At 33.2% G+C, this 15,076-nt stretch carries 19 protein-coding genes and 1 tRNA gene; 7 read left to right on the top strand and 13 right to left on the bottom strand.

Annotation, left to right across the window (positions count from 1 at the left end; translation table 11 throughout):
- The coding region (locus tag RC62_RS01580) for an IS3 family transposase (protein ID WP_055091946.1) at window positions 1-631 on the top strand (631 nt) is incomplete at its 5' end.
- 118 nt (window positions 632-749) lie between these two features.
- Here the strand turns inward: RC62_RS01580 and RC62_RS01575 are convergent.
- The 3 genes from RC62_RS01575 to RC62_RS01565 all read right to left on the bottom strand — a co-directional run bounded on the left by RC62_RS01575 (window position 750) and on the right by RC62_RS01565 (window position 2,524).
- Window positions 750-1,166 carry a DUF1761 domain-containing protein gene (locus tag RC62_RS01575; protein WP_055091925.1) on the bottom strand — a complete coding sequence of 139 codons (417 nt, stop codon included), beginning with the start codon at window positions 1,164-1,166 and terminating at the stop codon, window positions 750-752.
- Window positions 1,167-1,316: 150 nt separating this feature from the next.
- Window positions 1,317-2,081 carry a type I methionyl aminopeptidase gene (gene map, locus RC62_RS01570; protein WP_055091923.1) on the bottom strand — a complete coding sequence of 255 codons (765 nt, stop codon included), beginning with the start codon at window positions 2,079-2,081 and terminating at the stop codon, window positions 1,317-1,319.
- An 80-nt stretch (window positions 2,082-2,161) separates the two neighbouring features.
- Window positions 2,162-2,524 (bottom strand): nuclear transport factor 2 family protein, encoded by a 363-nt coding sequence (locus RC62_RS01565; protein ID WP_055091921.1) that lies wholly within the window; start codon window positions 2,522-2,524, stop codon window positions 2,162-2,164.
- A 141-nt stretch (window positions 2,525-2,665) separates the two neighbouring features.
- Between RC62_RS01565 and RC62_RS01560 the strand changes: the two genes are divergently transcribed.
- Complete coding sequence (locus RC62_RS01560; protein ID WP_055091919.1) at window positions 2,666-3,145, top strand: GNAT family N-acetyltransferase; 480 nt, start codon at window positions 2,666-2,668, stop codon at window positions 3,143-3,145.
- 112 nt (window positions 3,146-3,257) lie between these two features.
- Here RC62_RS01560 and RC62_RS01555 read toward each other — a convergent pair whose 3' ends face one another.
- The 3 genes from RC62_RS01555 to RC62_RS01545 form a co-directional block, all read right to left on the bottom strand.
- Complete coding sequence (locus tag RC62_RS01555) at window positions 3,258-3,686, bottom strand: helix-turn-helix domain-containing protein (RefSeq protein ID WP_055091917.1); 429 nt, start codon at window positions 3,684-3,686, stop codon at window positions 3,258-3,260.
- An 81-nt stretch (window positions 3,687-3,767) separates the two neighbouring features.
- Window positions 3,768-4,028, bottom strand: a complete 261-nt coding sequence (locus RC62_RS01550) for a hypothetical protein (RefSeq protein WP_055091915.1) — start codon at window positions 4,026-4,028, stop codon at window positions 3,768-3,770.
- A 194-nt stretch (window positions 4,029-4,222) separates the two neighbouring features.
- Window positions 4,223-4,296 (bottom strand) — tRNA-Met (locus RC62_RS01545).
- A 154-nt stretch (window positions 4,297-4,450) separates the two neighbouring features.
- Here RC62_RS01545 and RC62_RS01540 point away from each other — a divergent pair.
- Together RC62_RS01540 and RC62_RS01535 are read left to right on the top strand one after the other, a co-directional pair.
- Window positions 4,451-4,843: an START-like domain-containing protein gene (locus RC62_RS01540; protein ID WP_026727620.1), complete on the top strand. Its 393-nt coding sequence runs from the start codon at window positions 4,451-4,453 to the stop codon at window positions 4,841-4,843.
- Between the two features lie 54 nt (window positions 4,844-4,897).
- Window positions 4,898-5,737: an aminotransferase class IV gene (locus RC62_RS01535; RefSeq protein ID WP_055091913.1), complete on the top strand. Its 840-nt coding sequence runs from the start codon at window positions 4,898-4,900 to the stop codon at window positions 5,735-5,737.
- Here the strand turns inward: RC62_RS01535 and RC62_RS01530 are convergent.
- The 7 genes from RC62_RS01530 to RC62_RS01500 all read right to left on the bottom strand — a co-directional run bounded on the left by RC62_RS01530 (window position 5,734) and on the right by RC62_RS01500 (window position 12,213).
- On the bottom strand, window positions 5,734-6,294 hold the full coding sequence (locus RC62_RS01530) for a YqgE/AlgH family protein (RefSeq protein ID WP_055091943.1): 561 nt from the start codon (window positions 6,292-6,294) through the stop codon (window positions 5,734-5,736). The genes RC62_RS01535 and RC62_RS01530 overlap by 4 nt on opposite strands.
- A gap of 128 nt (window positions 6,295-6,422) precedes the next feature.
- Window positions 6,423-6,695 (bottom strand): HU family DNA-binding protein, encoded by a 273-nt coding sequence (locus RC62_RS01525; protein WP_017498096.1) that lies wholly within the window; start codon window positions 6,693-6,695, stop codon window positions 6,423-6,425.
- A gap of 180 nt (window positions 6,696-6,875) precedes the next feature.
- Window positions 6,876-7,823: a methionyl-tRNA formyltransferase gene (fmt, locus tag RC62_RS01520; RefSeq protein ID WP_055091911.1), complete on the bottom strand. Its 948-nt coding sequence runs from the start codon at window positions 7,821-7,823 to the stop codon at window positions 6,876-6,878.
- Window positions 7,823-9,718 carry an ATP-dependent DNA helicase RecQ gene (locus RC62_RS01515; RefSeq protein WP_055091909.1) on the bottom strand — a complete coding sequence of 632 codons (1,896 nt, stop codon included), beginning with the start codon at window positions 9,716-9,718 and terminating at the stop codon, window positions 7,823-7,825. Before RC62_RS01515 ends, fmt begins: the two co-directional genes overlap by 1 nt.
- Before the next feature lie 64 nt (window positions 9,719-9,782).
- Entirely contained in the window at window positions 9,783-10,316 is a 534-nt protein-coding gene (locus tag RC62_RS01510) for an AAA family ATPase (protein ID WP_055091907.1), read from the bottom strand.
- Window positions 10,317-10,602: 286 nt separating this feature from the next.
- A complete protein-coding gene (locus RC62_RS01505; protein ID WP_055091905.1) occupies window positions 10,603-11,280 on the bottom strand; it encodes a hypothetical protein in 678 nt (225 codons plus the stop codon).
- 15 nt (window positions 11,281-11,295) lie between these two features.
- Entirely contained in the window at window positions 11,296-12,213 is a 918-nt protein-coding gene (locus tag RC62_RS01500; RefSeq protein WP_055091903.1) for an alpha/beta hydrolase family protein, read from the bottom strand.
- A gap of 286 nt (window positions 12,214-12,499) precedes the next feature.
- On the opposite strand from RC62_RS01500, the gene RC62_RS01495 reads away from it, so the two are divergent.
- From RC62_RS01495 to murA, 3 genes are all read left to right on the top strand, one after another.
- On the top strand, window positions 12,500-12,796 hold the full coding sequence (locus RC62_RS01495) for a DUF493 family protein (RefSeq protein WP_055091902.1): 297 nt from the start codon (window positions 12,500-12,502) through the stop codon (window positions 12,794-12,796).
- Between the two features lie 3 nt (window positions 12,797-12,799).
- Window positions 12,800-13,522 carry a DUF4290 domain-containing protein gene (locus RC62_RS01490; protein WP_055091900.1) on the top strand — a complete coding sequence of 241 codons (723 nt, stop codon included), beginning with the start codon at window positions 12,800-12,802 and terminating at the stop codon, window positions 13,520-13,522.
- A 193-nt stretch (window positions 13,523-13,715) separates the two neighbouring features.
- Window positions 13,716-15,029, top strand: a complete 1,314-nt coding sequence (gene murA / locus RC62_RS01485) for a UDP-N-acetylglucosamine 1-carboxyvinyltransferase (protein ID WP_055091898.1) — start codon at window positions 13,716-13,718, stop codon at window positions 15,027-15,029.
- Window positions 15,030-15,076 lie beyond the last annotated feature (47 nt).

Raw genomic sequence — 15,076 nt, 5'->3', positions numbered from 1 at the left:
TTTAATTAATCACAAAACAGTACTTCGATTGATGAAATTTTTAGGATTAAAAAGTTTAATCAGAATCAAGAAGTACAGATCGTATAAAGGAGAGCACGGAAAGATAGCTCCTAACCTGCTACAGCGCAATTTTAAGGCCGATATACCTAACCAGAAATGGGCAACCGATGTGACTGAATTTAATATTTCTGGCAATAAATTGTATCTATCGTCGATAATCGATCTGTTTAATGGAGAGATAATTAGCTATGAATTATCGCAAAGACCAGTGTTTAGTCAAGTTTTAAATATGCTTGAAAAAGCATTTAAAAAAATACCCGATAACACTAATCTGACTCTGCATTCTGACCAAGGATGGCAGTATCAAATGGCACAATATCAGTATTTATTAAAGAAAAAAGGAATTATGCAGAGCATGTCCAGAAAAGGTAATTGTCTTGATAATGCGATAATTGAAAACTTCTTTGGAATATTAAAATCAGAGTTGTTTTATCTTAAAAAATACACTTCCATTAATCAATTGAAACAAGAGATTATTGAGTATATAAATTATTATAATAATGACAGAATTAAACTTAATCTAAAAGGAATGAGCCCGATACAATATCGAGCTCATTATTATAAAACTTAATTATTAATTTGTCTAAACTTTTGGGTGCAGTCTATTTTAAGTCTCTTTTTTTGTTTATCTGTTTTGGAATTCTATAAATAGTTTTTCAAACAAAACAAATTCATTTCGTTTATTGTCATTATTTCATTGCAATCAAAATAATGCTAACAATACAAATACCTGTTAAATGATATAAGCCGCTTATAGCAGCATAATGAAGTGGGTTTGGCATATTGGGATTAATGGCGATATTAAGTGTATTTGCAACCAGATATCCTATCCCAATAACTAACGCAAATTCTATGGCTCCGGAATAGGAATCAATCCCTAAAGCATAAATTAAGATCGCGCTGGCAATAGTAATTATAAGTGAACAAATAGCAGGGCCAATGATAAAAATGGGTGCCGGTTTTGATGGCAAATTATTTTCTTTCCCTAAAGAAATGGCATATTGTTTTTTAAATAATAATGTAAACCAGAGTGCGCCTACAAAGAAATAAGCAAAAAATGCGACGATAACACTAATCCAGTTTAAATTTGCTAATTGACCAATCATAATACTTTTGTTTTTTTAGGTTTTAAGATGACCTCTGTCATTCTATACTACAAAAGTAAAGTGATGTAATGACAGCAGTATGTCAGTAGTAAAAAAAAAGAAAGAGGCCGTGTAGCCTCTTTATGATATATTTAGTTTCTGTTCTTAAATTTAATTCCAGATTCCGTTCATTTCTGTCAAAATGATAGGTTTGCCGTTTGTAACCACGATAGTATGTTCATGTTGTGCCATATGTCCGCCTTTGTTTCCTACCATCGTCCAGCCATCTTTAAGTTCTACAGCAAGAGATGATGATGTCGAGATAAAAGTTTCAATCGCTACGACAGAATCTTTTTTGAAACGTCTTTGATCAAATCGATTTTTATAGTTCAGTAATTCATCAGGTTGTTCATGTAAGCTTCTGCCAATACCGTGACCTCCTAAATTTTTTATGACTTTGTAACCTCTCTTTTTAGCTTCGGTTTCTATAAGATATCCGATCTCAGAAATTTTTACACCACCTTTTATATTCTCTATTGCTTTTTGTAAAATATCTTTTGATGCGTCTACAAGTTTCTGGTGTCCATTTTTATCTTCGCCAATAACAAATGAACCTCCGTTGTCTGACCAAAAACCATCAAGCTCTGCCGAAACATCAATGTTGATTAAATCACCTTCTTCAAGTATTCTTTTATCAGACGGAATACCGTGACAAAACTCATTGTTTACGCTAATGCAAGTCCATCCCGGAAAACCGTAAGTAAGATATGGAGCTGATTTTGCGCCTAAATCATTCAGGATTTTTCCGCCATAATCATCTAATTCCTTTGTCGTCATACCAGGTTTGGCAAAATTTCTCATTTCTTTGAGCGTATAAGCAACTGCTTCACTTGCTTTTTGCATTCCTTTTAATTCTGATTCTTGCTTTATTGACATGATTTTATTTTTTCTGATGAGGTATTTGCTTTTCTGCTCTTATATTTTATAAAGCGGAAAACGAATTATTAAATGCAAAATTAATTATTTTCTACCAGTTCAATATCCATAGTTTTAATTAATCCGTCCTGAAAAGTATAAATATGTTTTACAAATCCGTCAAACATCAAATTACCTTGTAGATCTTTTACGTTTTGATGCACCTTGACTTCCAGGCTTCCATTGTCTCTTTGGGTAAAACCAACAGGTTCAACTTTTGGATTTATTTCTGTCCATTGTCTTGTCCAATATTCCTTGATTTCATTATGTCCGCTTATGTAACCGCCTTCCCAGGCTTTTGACCATTGCACATCTTCCTGCATTGTCGATAATGCATTGTCAATATTTCTTTCGTTAAAAGCAGTATAGACTTTTTTGATTGTATCTTCGAATTGATTTGTCATTATAAGTCTTTTTTTAAGAGATTTAATTGATAGGCTATTGTCTTTGCTAATATAAAACTAATTCATTAAACAATTTAAAGAGCCTTTGCAAAAGCTGAAAATGAATTTTCTTAAATAAAAGTATTTTAATAAATTTGAAATATGAATATAGATCTTAAAAATAGTAGTATCAGAACAGCGACAAAAGCTGATTTGCCCATTCTTGCCAAATTTTTGCAGATTCTCGTTGAAGCAGAACGCCCTTTTGATCCAACATTAAAAGACGGCGAAATATTCTATTATGATATAGAAGGGCTTATTACAGATCCTGCAACAGAAATTATGGTTGTTGAATATGATAATGAAATTATAGGAAGCGGTTACGCGCAAATTCGACCTGGAAAACCATTCGAAAAACATGAATCATTTGGATATCTGGGTTTTATGTTTGTAAGTTCAGAATTTAGAGGAAAAGGAATTAGCGGTTTATTACTTAATGCTCTCCAGAAATGGATTCTATCTCAGGGAATCACAGAAGTGAGACTTCAGGTATATGATGAAAATGAAGCAGCAGTCAAAGCATACGAAAAAGCCGGTTTTAAAAAACTGCTTACTACAATGCGCTACGATATTAGCGAATAGATTCTTAATTACAACTCGTTTAATTATAAATAAGATTTTATAGTAAAAATGTTCTAAAATAATAAAAGAGACTCGAAAGTCTCTTTTGTTGTTTAATATCTTTTATAGAAAGTTATTTTGCTTGTAATAATTTCTCTAAATATTCAATTTTATCTTTTTCACTTTGCAGTAAACGCTCGTAAAGTTTTTTGTTTTCTTCTACAGATTCCATTAATTTATCTAATGGATTGAATGTACAATTAGAATTAGTATTAGTTCCAGTATTAACAATAACACCGCTTAAAGTGCTGTCATTAAATGTGTTGAAATAATTAATCATTCCTTCTTCAGAGAAATTTTTAATTGCTTCTACAGTTACACCAAGGGCTTTTGCAACTTCTTCAAGTCTTTCATCTTCTATGGTTTCGCTGTTTTCTATTGCAGATACACTTTGTTGAGATATTCCTAAAGCTTGTGCCAAAGCTTCTTGCTTCATGTCTTTTAGTTCACGAATACGGCTAATTTTGCGCCCTATATGATTTTGTTTTGTTACTGTGCTCATAGCTCAAAGATATTCAAAATTCTTTAAAATTTTCTGGTTTGGTAAAACACATTTCTGTATTGTAAAATACATTTTGAAATTTTAAAGTTTCTCCTCTTCTAAACCATCAACAGCAGAAATCTGATCCAGTATATTAGTTTGATTAGGCGAAATATAATTTTTTACTTCACTTGGAGTTTCTTTCTTAAAAAGAATATCTAATGCATTGTACAGTTTTAATAAAACATCTCTGTCTTCTTTTTGGATATCTAAAGCAGTATTAAAATTAAAAACATAGTTATTCGAATTTCGTACTTCTACTTTTATCGTTTTTGATGTGATTTTAAATTTGACTATATCCATATTGATAAGGTGTTAACTTTTTTGCTTTTTTGAATATGAAACTTATTAGATGCTTTAATAAGTATTAAAGATATTTAATTATTTAGAGTTACAACTTAATTATTTAAAGTTCTTAACTGTAATTTTTTAGACAATGAGTAATTATTCTCAATAAAAAACCCCTAATCAATTGATGATTAGGGGTTTGTTTTTTGTAGCGAGGACGGGAGTTGAACCCGTGACCTCAGGGTTATGAATCCTGCGCTCTAACCAACTGAGCTACCTCGCCAAGATTGCAAGTGAACCGTGTTCCTCATTGCGGGTGCAAAGATAGAAATATTATTAAAGCTTCCAAGAATAAAATGAAGAAAAAAAAATATTTTTAAAAATGCATTGTTTTTGGACATATATTCTTATATTTCCAAAAAAATTAAAAGTAGCACATGGATTCAAAAATACGTTACGAAATCGAGTTTCCCATAAATTCTTCGCCGCAATTATTATATCAATATATATCGACACCATCAGGTTTGTCAGAGTGGTTTGCAGACAATGTAAATTCAAGAGGTGAATTCTTTACTTTTATCTGGAATGACTCTCAGGAAAAAGCGCGTTTGGCTTCTAAAAAAACTGGAGAGAAAGTAAAGTTTAAATGGGTAGACGAAAGTAGTAAGGATACAGAATATTTTTTCGAACTGCATATCTTAGTCGATGAATTGACAAAAGATGTGTCGTTAATGGTAGTTGACTTCGCAGAAAAAGAAGAAGTAGGAGAGGCTAAACAATTGTGGGAGAATCAGATCTCAGACTTGAAACATCTTATAGGATCTGTTTAGTAAAATTCTATTTTATACCTTATATTTGCCCTGAACAAAATTCAGGGTTTTTTTATGATCAATTTTAACGGAAACATAGCAGCGCAAGACGATAATGTATTAACTCAAAATCGTGCTTTTTTGTACGGAGACGGAGTTTTTGAAACGCTAAAAATAGTCAATAATAAAATCTTGTTTCTTGAAGATCATTATTTTAGGTTAATGGCTTCGATGCGTGTCGTGAGAATGGAAATACCCATGAACTTTACAATGGAATACTTTGAAGAGCAAGTTTTAAAACTAGTGAATCAAAAAGGTATATCAGCATCAGCAAGAGCCCGAATCACTGTTTTTAGAAACGATGGAGGTTTGTATTTGCCAAAAACCAATGAAGTATCTTATTTAATTCATGCAACCTCACTTGAGAATACTGCTTATGCTATAAATACAAATGAATATGAAGTCGATTTGTATAAAGACTTCTATGTGACCAAACAGTTATTATCATGTATTAAAACAACTAATAAAATGATAAACGTTACCGGAAGCATTTTTGCTCACGAAAATGGTCTTGCTAATTGCATTTTAGTAAATGATACTAAAAATGTTGTAGAAGCATTACAAGGTAACTTATTTATGGTTGTGGGTAAAAAGCTAATTACGCCACCAATTTCTGAGGGTTGCCTTAATGGTATTATGCGCAAGCAAGTATTAGCTCTTGCTAAAAAACTAGAAGGCATAGAAGTACTTGAAGAAATAATTTCGCCATTTGATTTACAAAAAGCTGACGAATTATTTCTGACAAATGTAATCACAGGGATACAACCGATAACTAAGTATCGAAAAAAGGAGTTTACAAGCGATCTGGCTCATTTATTAGTGCAAAAACTAAATGAATCCATTTCTGAAAATTAATTCAGATATGGATTTTCAGGTGCATTCGACCATATAACATAATCTCCGCCGAGCTCAATTATTTGCTCTTTCCAAAAATGGGTGGTCGATTTTCCAATAATTTTGTTCTTATAACTATTATCGGTAATGATCCAGGAGTTTCCTTGCATTTCGTTCTCAAGCTGATTTTCGTCCCAACCGGTATAACCTAAGAAAAAACGAATATTGTTTTTACCAATAGATCCGTCGTTTATTAAGTCTTTAGTCGATTCAAAATCACCTCCCCAATAAATCCCGTTCGAAATCTCAACACTATTTGGTATCAACTCTGGTATATTGTGAATAAAATAAAGGTTGTCCTGTTCAACAGGGCCTCCGTTATATATTTTGAAACTGGCTTCAATTTCAGGTATCAGGTCATTAATAGTATACTTTAAAGGCTTATTAATGATGAAACCTATTGAACCTTCTTTGTTATGGTCTGCTAATAAAATTACCGATCTATTAAAAGATAAATCTCCAATTATAGAAGGCTCGGCAATAAGCAGGTGTCCTTTTTTTAATTTTTCTGAAATCATACGGCTACAATTTTTATTAAATTTAATCATAAAATTTTTAAAAACCCAAATAAAATCGATAAACCGCACAAAAAAACCCTCCACGAGGAGGGTTTTAATTATATTATAAGTTTAGAGAACTTTCTTACTTAGTTCACTGCACCTTCTAATTCAGCTCCAGCTTTGAATTTTACAACATTTTTAGCAGCGATTTGAATCGTTTTTCCAGTTTGAGGGTTTCTTCCGTCTCTTGCAGCTCTAGCAGATACTGACCAAGATCCAAAACCTACTAAAGAAACTCTACCACCTTTTTTTAAAGTAGCTCCTACGTTTCCTAAAAATGACTCTAAAGCTAATTTTGCCGCAGCTTTTGTAATTCCTGCATCAGCAGCGATAGCATCGATTAATTCTGATTTGTTCATAATAATTAGTTATTAATTGTTGGTTAAAAAAAATTGTTAATACACAAATTTAGTAGGAAATCCGTTCCTTGCAAGTGTTTTCTTTATTTTTAGCAAAAATTGTTAATAACTTGCTTTTTTTGTTCATAACGCAGGAGCTTAATCGTCTTAAAAGAAGTACAAACCCCTGTTTTACTGAGCTTAATAGACCTTTGCACTATCAGAAAAAGTTATCCCGTTTAGCAATTCTGCTACCTGCATTCTCTTTTTTCCGGGTAACTGTAAACTTATGAGCTGAATGAAACCATTTTCAACCGCAATTTTGATTTCTTTTTTACTGCTAATCAAACTTCCAACCTCAAAAGAATGTGTTTCTGAAATTAATTTTGCCTCATATATTTTGATGCTTAACTCTTCATTTTTATCTTTTAGAAAACACCAGGATGCAGGATATGGACTTAAACCTCGAATTAAATTATTGATTTCGTCTCCGGATTTTGTCCAGTCGATCTTACAATTTTCCTTATTTAGTTTGTAAGCCGTTTTAATTTCGGCATCATCTTCCTGGATAGTTGTTGTTACATTTCCGTTTTCAATAACTTTTAAGGTATCAATTACAGTCTCGCTTCCTAATACCATTAATCGGTCGTGCAATTGTCCTGCATTTTCTGCCGGTTCTATAGCAATTTCAGAATTTAAGATCATTGCACCGGTATCAATTTTGTCGTCAATAAAAAATGTAGTAACTCCGGTTTTGGTTTCGCCATTAATAATAGCCCAGTTAATAGGTGCGGCACCACGATAATTTGGCAAAAGAGAAGCGTGAAGATTAAAAGTTCCAAATTTTGGCATTTCCCAAACTAATTTTGGTAACATTCTAAAGGCAACAACTATTTGTAAATTGGCATTTAGTGCTTTTAACTCGGCAAGAAAACCTTCATCTTTTAAATTTGCAGGTTGTAATAAAGTAAGATTGTTTGCCAGTGCATATTCTTTTACTGCCGAATATTTTATTTTTTGTCCACGTCCCGCCGGTTTATCTGCCGCTGTAATAACGCCAACAACATCATAATTGTTTTTAATAATGGTATCCAGAATGCCAACAGCAAATTCCGGAGTTCCCATAAATATAATTCTCAATTTTTCCATTATAGTTTTAAAGTGTATTTATTGTTTGCCTGAATGGTTATATAGTTGTTTTCAAGTAATTCCTGAAGTGCCAGAATTACATCATTTGTATCTAATTTTATTTGGGACTGAATTTCCCTCGAAGTCAAAGCGGCCGTTTTTAGTACATGTAGAATTTTATCAGCAATTGAATCTGCTTCGGTTATTTTGCCTTTTTGTGTAATACAATAGGAACAAACACCACAGTTCTCTGTTGTCTCTTCTCCAAAATAATCTAAAATTAATCTGTTTTTGCAGGTTTTTCTGTCCTTTATATAATATAGCACAGATAAAAGCTGATCTTTTTTAAGCTGATTCTGTTTTTCCAGATATTTGGCAACTCTGTTTATAGTTAATTCATCTTCTCTGACTTCATTAAATAATATGGTGGCGTCACTATTTTTCGATTTATAATCGATAATTTCTTTTTCTCTTAATTTTTCTAAGACTGCGGCAACTTGTTCTTCGGTACGATTGGATTTTTTTGCAATTAGCGAAATATTAAAAGGTGTTTTCATTTCGTAAATTCCGGGATAAGTCCTTAAAATCGCCAGAATGATTTCTTCGTCATTAGAATTCAGGCTCATATATCTAATGACTTCTTTTGATTCGATCAAAAACTGCATGGTGATTTTTTCTGAGAATTCCTGAGACATTGTAATGATTCCCTGCTGATTCAAAAACTGTAAAGCATTATATGTTTTTAGGGTAGGGAAGTCGTACTTCTGGCAAAAGTGATTTAGTTTAAACGAAAAAGAATCATCTAAACCTTCGCCATAAGCAATCTGAAAATAATTGCAAAGTTTAACATATATAGTATTCAGAAACTTTTTATCCGGTAAAATGCTTAAAAATTGTTGTTCAGACTGCATACTGTCTGATGAATTGGTTAATACAACCGAGAATGCTTTCTCGCCGTTTCGTCCCGCTCTTCCGGATTCCTGATAATAGTTTTCTATATTCTCAGGAAGCTGGGTATGAATAACTGTTTTTACATTGTCTTTATCAATCCCCATTCCAAACGCATTTGTTGCTACAATAACCTGCGCTTGTTCAGACATCCATAATTGCATGTTTTTGTCTTTTTCTTTAGCCGAAAGTCCTCCGTGATAATAGGTAGCCTTGAATCCTAAAGATTGTAATTGCGCCGACATATTCAGGCACGATTTTCTATTTCGTACATATATAATAGAAGGCTGCGGATTTTTCTTTAAAATTTGTTCTGTGCGATACAATTTGTCTTCGACTTCAAAAACCATGTAAGCAATGTTTTTTCTTTCAAAAGATTGCTGGAAAAGTACCGGATCTTTTAAGCCCAATTCTGTTTTAATATCTTCAATAACTCGTGGAGTTGCTGTAGCAGTCAAAGCTAAAAACGGAATTTTGACAAAGTATTTTTTAAGTTCTGAAATCTTTAAATATGCCGGACGAAAATCATGTCCCCATTGCGAAACACAATGCGCTTCATCAATCGCAATTAAATTTATAGGAAGATTTTTAATGCGTTCCAAAATCCAGTCTGACTGAAGTCGCTCCGGAGAAAGATATAAAAACTTATAATTTCCAAACTGGCAATTGTCCAGAAGATCGATAATTTCTTCAGTATGAATTCCGCCCGTCAGTGCAATGGCTTTAATGTCTCGCTTTTGCAAATTTGCCACCTGATCTTTCATCAAGGCAACCAAGGGTGAAACGACCAGACAGATGCCTTCCTGCATCATTGCCGGAACCTGAAAACAAATCGATTTTCCGCCACCGGTTGGGAGTAATGCAAAAGTGTCCTTACCGTCTAAAACCGAGTCAATGATTTCCATTTGCAACGGTCTGAAACTGCTGTGTTTCCAGTATTTTAAAAGAATTTCCTGAGCTTCTGGCATTGGTCTCGTTTTAAAGTTAAAAAATTTAGAAATCAGTTTCTAGTTTTACAACTTTAAAACAGGCCTAAATTTTATCTAAGATATAAAGAATTCTATTGTCAACCGTATCTTTTGGTACTTCAATTAAGTCGTAGCCATATTTCTTATATGTTTCAACAAGGTGTTTCTGAATTGTCAATGCCTGTTCAAAATTTTCGTAGCGCTCTGTGTCGCATTCATAAATTTCTTCCCAAGGCGGTAAAATAAAAGTTTTAGTGTATTTAAAGTCCTCGCACGCTTTTGTAAAATGTGCAGGATAATCATCACCAATATAATCCATATAAGCTACAACATCGGGGATTCCGCGATCTATAAAAACTACATTATCCGGTTCTTCAAGTGCATCTTCGTATTGTTTAATGCGTCCTTCAAGCAGCATTTCGCTAAATAATAAAGGCTGTTCCAGAAACAATTGATCGATACCTCGTTGCTGTGCTTCGAGAGTAACTTGTCTTGAAATTTCAGGATAACAACAGTAGCCACGAGCCACTAATTCGTTGATAAGAGTAGATTTTCCCGTTCCCGGGCCACCAATGAGAACTATGATTTGTTTTTGCACTTTCTTAAAATAAAGCGCAAATTTACCTAAACTTATTGGTATTTAAAAAGATTATTTTACGTTGAGCCAATGATTTCGCAATTTTAGGGGATAAACGTTCTGTTTTCTGCTAAAACTGGACTAAAGTTCAGCTCTATAAAATAAATCATTCCTTCGGAATTGAAAAAAAAGCCGTAGGCTCGGCAAATATTGTAGGGCTGAACTTCAGTCCAGTTGAGATGATATATATTGACGAATTTTAATTTTGAATAGCCGTTGGTTTCAACCAACGGAATAAACGATTTGATTAGGTTTTGGCTTTAGCCGAATTATTTTTGATCTTTTTATCTTTAAAAATAAGCTTTAGATCACAATATAAATAGATTCCAATAATTCCAAGCATTGGAATTGCTAATAGAAATCCTCTTTCTGGAATAATTGAAAAAATACTGATTAATATTAATGCAAAACAAAATGGGTAAGTAAATAATCTTGTTAGTATTTTAGATTTGGACCATTCTCGTTCTTGTTTGTCTTCTGTTTTGACACCAATTATTTTGTAAAAATCATTTAATTGCTCTTTTTTCTCATATTTAGATATTTTATTACTGACTAAATAACATACAAAAGTTAAAAAGAGAAAAGCACTTATGCAGGCGAAGAAACGCTTGAATTCAAAATCAGTAAAAGCGTTTAATAGTAAAGGAAAAAAGAAGAACAAGGGAAATAATAATTGTGAAAACTTTGCAATTGGATTTAATTTATCAGTGGTTTTTATAAGTTTATTTTCAGAATTAAATTCAAAAGTGAAAATCGGATAGGACATTCCTGTGGTATTTGTTCTTTTCCACACTTTAATTGTGTTCTCTTTAATTTCTCCAAATGATTTATATTGTTTTGTAATTGAGTAAAGAAAATGATTCTTGATAGTGTCTTCTTTTTTGACTTCTATCAACTTTTGAATATCTGACTTGGTTATTTCCATTTTACTAATACAAGATTACTCACAAAACAAATATTTCCCATTACCCGCGCCTTTTTTCTCTGAAGGAACAATAATATGTGATTCAAATTTTTTTCTTTTCAAAACATCATTTACAAAATCTAATACATATTGTTGTCCCTGATGAAAAAGGTAACCTGAGAATTCATGACCACCGCCACAAAAAGTAATCAGTTCAATATCTTTATGCAAATCATTCATATGATTGTAAACGGCATAAGATCCAAATAGAATCAGCCAACCCGAAGAATTTGTTGGGCAGGAACGATGCGAGCCCGCACTATACGGAACAGTGTCGTCATTGTTTCCGTGCGACAATAACATTGGTATCGCTTTTTCTTTTGTAATTAAATTAATATCCTGAATCGCTCCTGAGCCGCCAATAAATCCGGCGTATTTAAAGTCTTTTGGCAAATTGTTTTTATAAAGATTCATGAGTTTGTAATCCCAAAAAGAAGCATGAAAGCCAATTTCGGCACCGGCACTAATTCCTGAAATAAATATTTTCGAAGTATCGAGATTATATGTATTGGCATTTTCTATTAAATAAGAAGTTGCCTGCCACATATCGCTTACACCAATTTGTATGGCTTTTATTTTTTCAGGTAAAGTTCCTTTACATCCAAAATCTTTTCCTTTCATGTATAAACTATATGAAATGCTGGCTACGGCATAACCGTTTTGTGCCATAAATAATCCGAAACTTTTTTCGCTTGCACGATCCCCTCCGGAAAAACCTCCTCCAAAAGCAAAAATAATTAGCGGAGTTTTTTCGTTAGTTTTCTTTTTTGGCAAATACAAATCCAGATCTAGTTTTAGTGTATCATTTTGGAAATAAGTCATGGTTTTGATTTCCTGAGCCTGAATATTGTGAAACGTGAGAATAATAAAAGCTAAGATGATAATTCTTTTCATTGTGATATGGTTTAATTTATAATCCCAATAGCTATCGGGAGCAAAGGCGCAAAGTTTTTCAAATATAAAATTTTGCCACGAATCCCACTAATTTCCGCGAATTTTTAATTTATTAACCAGAACTAAACAGTGTAAAATATAGAGTTTTAACAGGTAATTTTAATTAGTGAAAATCAGTGAAATTCGTGGCAAAAAATCATCCTGAGTTTCGTCCTAAAAAATCTAAAATCTAAACTCAAAAATCTAAACTCAAAACCGTATATTTGCGTTCTATTTTAATGTGCAAATGGAGAACGATAAAGAAAAAAACACCGCCGAATTTTACGAAAGATTAAAGGTAGAGTTAGATAACTCAAATACTTGGCCTGCAGAATATTTGTATAAATTTATAGTGCCAACGGTCGACGATAATGTCGAACGGGTTGAAAAAGCTTTTGACAGTATGGGCGCGGTTATTAAAACCACAAAATCTAAAACGGGTAAATTTACCAGCGTTTCTGTAGATGTTACAATGCATAGTGCTGACCAGGTTATTAGCAAATACAAAGAAGTTTCTACTATAGAAGGTATAGTTTCATTATAAATTATGGTCGAAAAATATAAAAAAGAAGTCGCGAATGATGTTGTCTTTAATTTAGAATACAATTCTGAAAGACAGCGTTTACTTATTCCGGAATATGGTCGTCATTTACAAAAACTGATCGATCAGGCAACTATTATTGAAGATGATGAAACGCGCAATAAAGCAGCGAAATACATCATTCAGGTTATGGGAAGTCTGAATCCGCATTTGCGTGATGTGCCTGATTTTCAGCATAAATTATGGGATCAGCTTTTTATCATGTCTGATTTTAAATTGAATGTTGAATCACCATATCCAATTCCGTCAAGAGATGTATTGCAGTTAAAACCGGATGTTTTGCAATACCCGCAAAACTTTCCAAAATACAGATTTTATGGTAACAACATCAAATACATGATTGATGTTGCCAATAAATGGGAAGAAGGCGAAATGAAAAATGCATTGGTATTGGTAATTGCCAATCACATGAAAAAATCATACTTGAGCTGGAACAAAGACACCGTAAAAGATGATGTGATTTTTGAACATTTATTTGAATTGTCAGGAGGAAAAATCAATTTATTACAAAGCACAGAAGAGCTTTTGAATACAACTGATTTATTGCGTACCAACAAACGTATGTCAAACAAAATTACGCCACCGGGACAACCAAAAATCCAAAGCAACAAAAACAACAAAGGACCAGGGAAACCAAAGCCATTTCAAAAAAACAATAATCAGAAATAAAAAAGTTGCGAAGTGTCTAAGATACTAAGTTGCTAAGGTTTTGTCGTAAATAAAAACTTAGAACCTCAGAGTCTTAGTAGCTAAGAAGCTTAAAATAAACAATCAGAAATAAAAAAGTTGCGAAGTAGCTAAGCGACTAAGAGAAAAACTTAGAACCTCAGAACCTTAGTAACTCAGAACCTAAAAGAAAAATATGGGAATTTTTAAAATCGAAGGAGGAATTCCTTTAAAAGGAGAAATTACTCCGCAGGGAGCAAAAAATGAGGCATTACAAATTTTATGTGCCGTGCTTCTAACGGGAGATAAGGTAAAAATTAATAATATTCCCGATATTATTGACATCAACAAATTAATCACCTTGTTGGGTAATTTAGGAGTTAAAATTCAACGCAATGAACCGGGTTCGATTACGTTTCAGGCTGATGAAGTAAATGTTGGATATTTAGAAACCGAAGCTTTCAAAAAAGAAGGTGGAGCACTTCGTGGTTCTATTATGATTGTTGGACCATTATTGGCTCGTTTCGGGAAAGGATATATTCCTAAACCGGGAGGAGATAAAATAGGCCGTCGTCGTTTAGATACTCACTTTGAGGGTTTTATTAACCTTGGAGCAAAATTCAGATACAACAGAGAAGATCACTTTTACGGAGTAGAAACTCCTGCAGAAGGACTGAAAGGTACAGATATGCTGCTTGATGAGGCATCAGTTACCGGAACAGCAAATATTGTTATGGCTGCTGTTTTGGCAAAAGGAAAAACGACAGTTTACAACGCAGCTTGTGAGCCTTACCTGCAACAATTGTGTAAAATGTTAAACTCAATGGGAGCAAACATTACAGGAGTTGGATCTAATTTACTGACTATCGAAGGTGTTGAAAGCCTTGGTGGTTGTGAGCACACAATTTTGCCGGATATGATCGAAATTGGTTCTTGGATTGGTCTTGCGGCTATGACAAAAAGTGAAATCACGATCAAAAATGTAAGTTGGGAAAACTTAGGTTTAATCCCGAATACTTTTAGAAAATTAGGTATTACAATCGAAAAACAAGGTGACGATATCTATATTCCTGCTCATAAAGACGGATACGAAGTAAAAACAGATATTGATGGTTCTATTTTAACAATTGCAGATGCTCCTTGGCCAGGTTTTACGCCTGACTTATTAAGTATTGTTTTGGTTGTGGCAACGCAGGCAAAAGGCGATGTTTTAATTCACCAGAAAATGTTTGAAAGCCGTTTGTTCTTCGTAGATAAATTAATAGATATGGGAGCAAAAATTATGTTATGCGATCCGCACAGAGCGGTAGTTATGGGGCATAATTTTGAATCTCAGCTAAAAGCTACAACAATGTCATCTCCGGATATTCGTGCCGGAATTTCATTATTGATTGCAGCTCTTTCAGCAAAAGGAACAAGTACAATTCAAAATATTGAACAAATTGATCGTGGATACGAGCGTATCGATGAGCGTTTGAGAGCTATTGGAGCAAAAATCGTGAGAGCGTAATAAGAGTTAGCCCCGAATTTTATGAATTTTTAATTTGTGAAATTCGG

Source organism: Flavobacterium aquidurense (assembly GCF_001404985.1).
Classification (GTDB): Bacteria; Bacteroidota; Bacteroidia; order Flavobacteriales; family Flavobacteriaceae; genus Flavobacterium; species Flavobacterium aquidurense_B.
Note: the sequence above shows the minus strand (reverse complement) of the source record. Positions and strands in the feature narration are given on the sequence as shown.

Excerpts from the sequence above, each read along its gene's own strand:
- RC62_RS01550 (WP_055091915.1), bottom strand. The coding sequence starts at position 4,028 with ATGGATATAGTCAAATTTAAAATCACATCAAAAACGATAAAAGTAGAA.
- RC62_RS01535 (WP_055091913.1), top strand. The coding sequence starts at position 4,898 with ATGATCAATTTTAACGGAAACATAGCAGCGCAAGACGATAATGTATTA.
- RC62_RS01560 (WP_055091919.1), top strand. The coding sequence starts at position 2,666 with ATGAATATAGATCTTAAAAATAGTAGTATCAGAACAGCGACAAAAGCT.
- RC62_RS01565 (WP_055091921.1), bottom strand. The coding sequence starts at position 2,524 with ATGACAAATCAATTCGAAGATACAATCAAAAAAGTCTATACTGCTTTT.
- RC62_RS01490 (WP_055091900.1), top strand. The coding sequence starts at position 12,800 with ATGGTCGAAAAATATAAAAAAGAAGTCGCGAATGATGTTGTCTTTAAT.
- RC62_RS01515 (WP_055091909.1), bottom strand. The coding sequence starts at position 9,718 with ATGCCAGAAGCTCAGGAAATTCTTTTAAAATACTGGAAACACAGCAGT.
- RC62_RS01555 (WP_055091917.1), bottom strand. The coding sequence starts at position 3,686 with ATGAGCACAGTAACAAAACAAAATCATATAGGGCGCAAAATTAGCCGT.
- RC62_RS01495 (WP_055091902.1), top strand. The coding sequence starts at position 12,500 with ATGGAGAACGATAAAGAAAAAAACACCGCCGAATTTTACGAAAGATTA.
- murA (WP_055091898.1), top strand. The coding sequence starts at position 13,716 with ATGGGAATTTTTAAAATCGAAGGAGGAATTCCTTTAAAAGGAGAAATT.
- RC62_RS01575 (WP_055091925.1), bottom strand. The coding sequence starts at position 1,166 with ATGATTGGTCAATTAGCAAATTTAAACTGGATTAGTGTTATCGTCGCA.
- RC62_RS01530 (WP_055091943.1), bottom strand. The coding sequence starts at position 6,294 with ATGATTTCAGAAAAATTAAAAAAAGGACACCTGCTTATTGCCGAGCCT.
- RC62_RS01500 (WP_055091903.1), bottom strand. The coding sequence starts at position 12,213 with ATGAAAAGAATTATCATCTTAGCTTTTATTATTCTCACGTTTCACAAT.
- RC62_RS01505 (WP_055091905.1), bottom strand. The coding sequence starts at position 11,280 with ATGGAAATAACCAAGTCAGATATTCAAAAGTTGATAGAAGTCAAAAAA.
- fmt (WP_055091911.1), bottom strand. The coding sequence starts at position 7,823 with ATGGAAAAATTGAGAATTATATTTATGGGAACTCCGGAATTTGCTGTT.
- RC62_RS01540 (WP_026727620.1), top strand. The coding sequence starts at position 4,451 with ATGGATTCAAAAATACGTTACGAAATCGAGTTTCCCATAAATTCTTCG.
- map (WP_055091923.1), bottom strand. The coding sequence starts at position 2,081 with ATGTCAATAAAGCAAGAATCAGAATTAAAAGGAATGCAAAAAGCAAGT.
- RC62_RS01525 (WP_017498096.1), bottom strand. The coding sequence starts at position 6,695 with ATGAACAAATCAGAATTAATCGATGCTATCGCTGCTGATGCAGGAATT.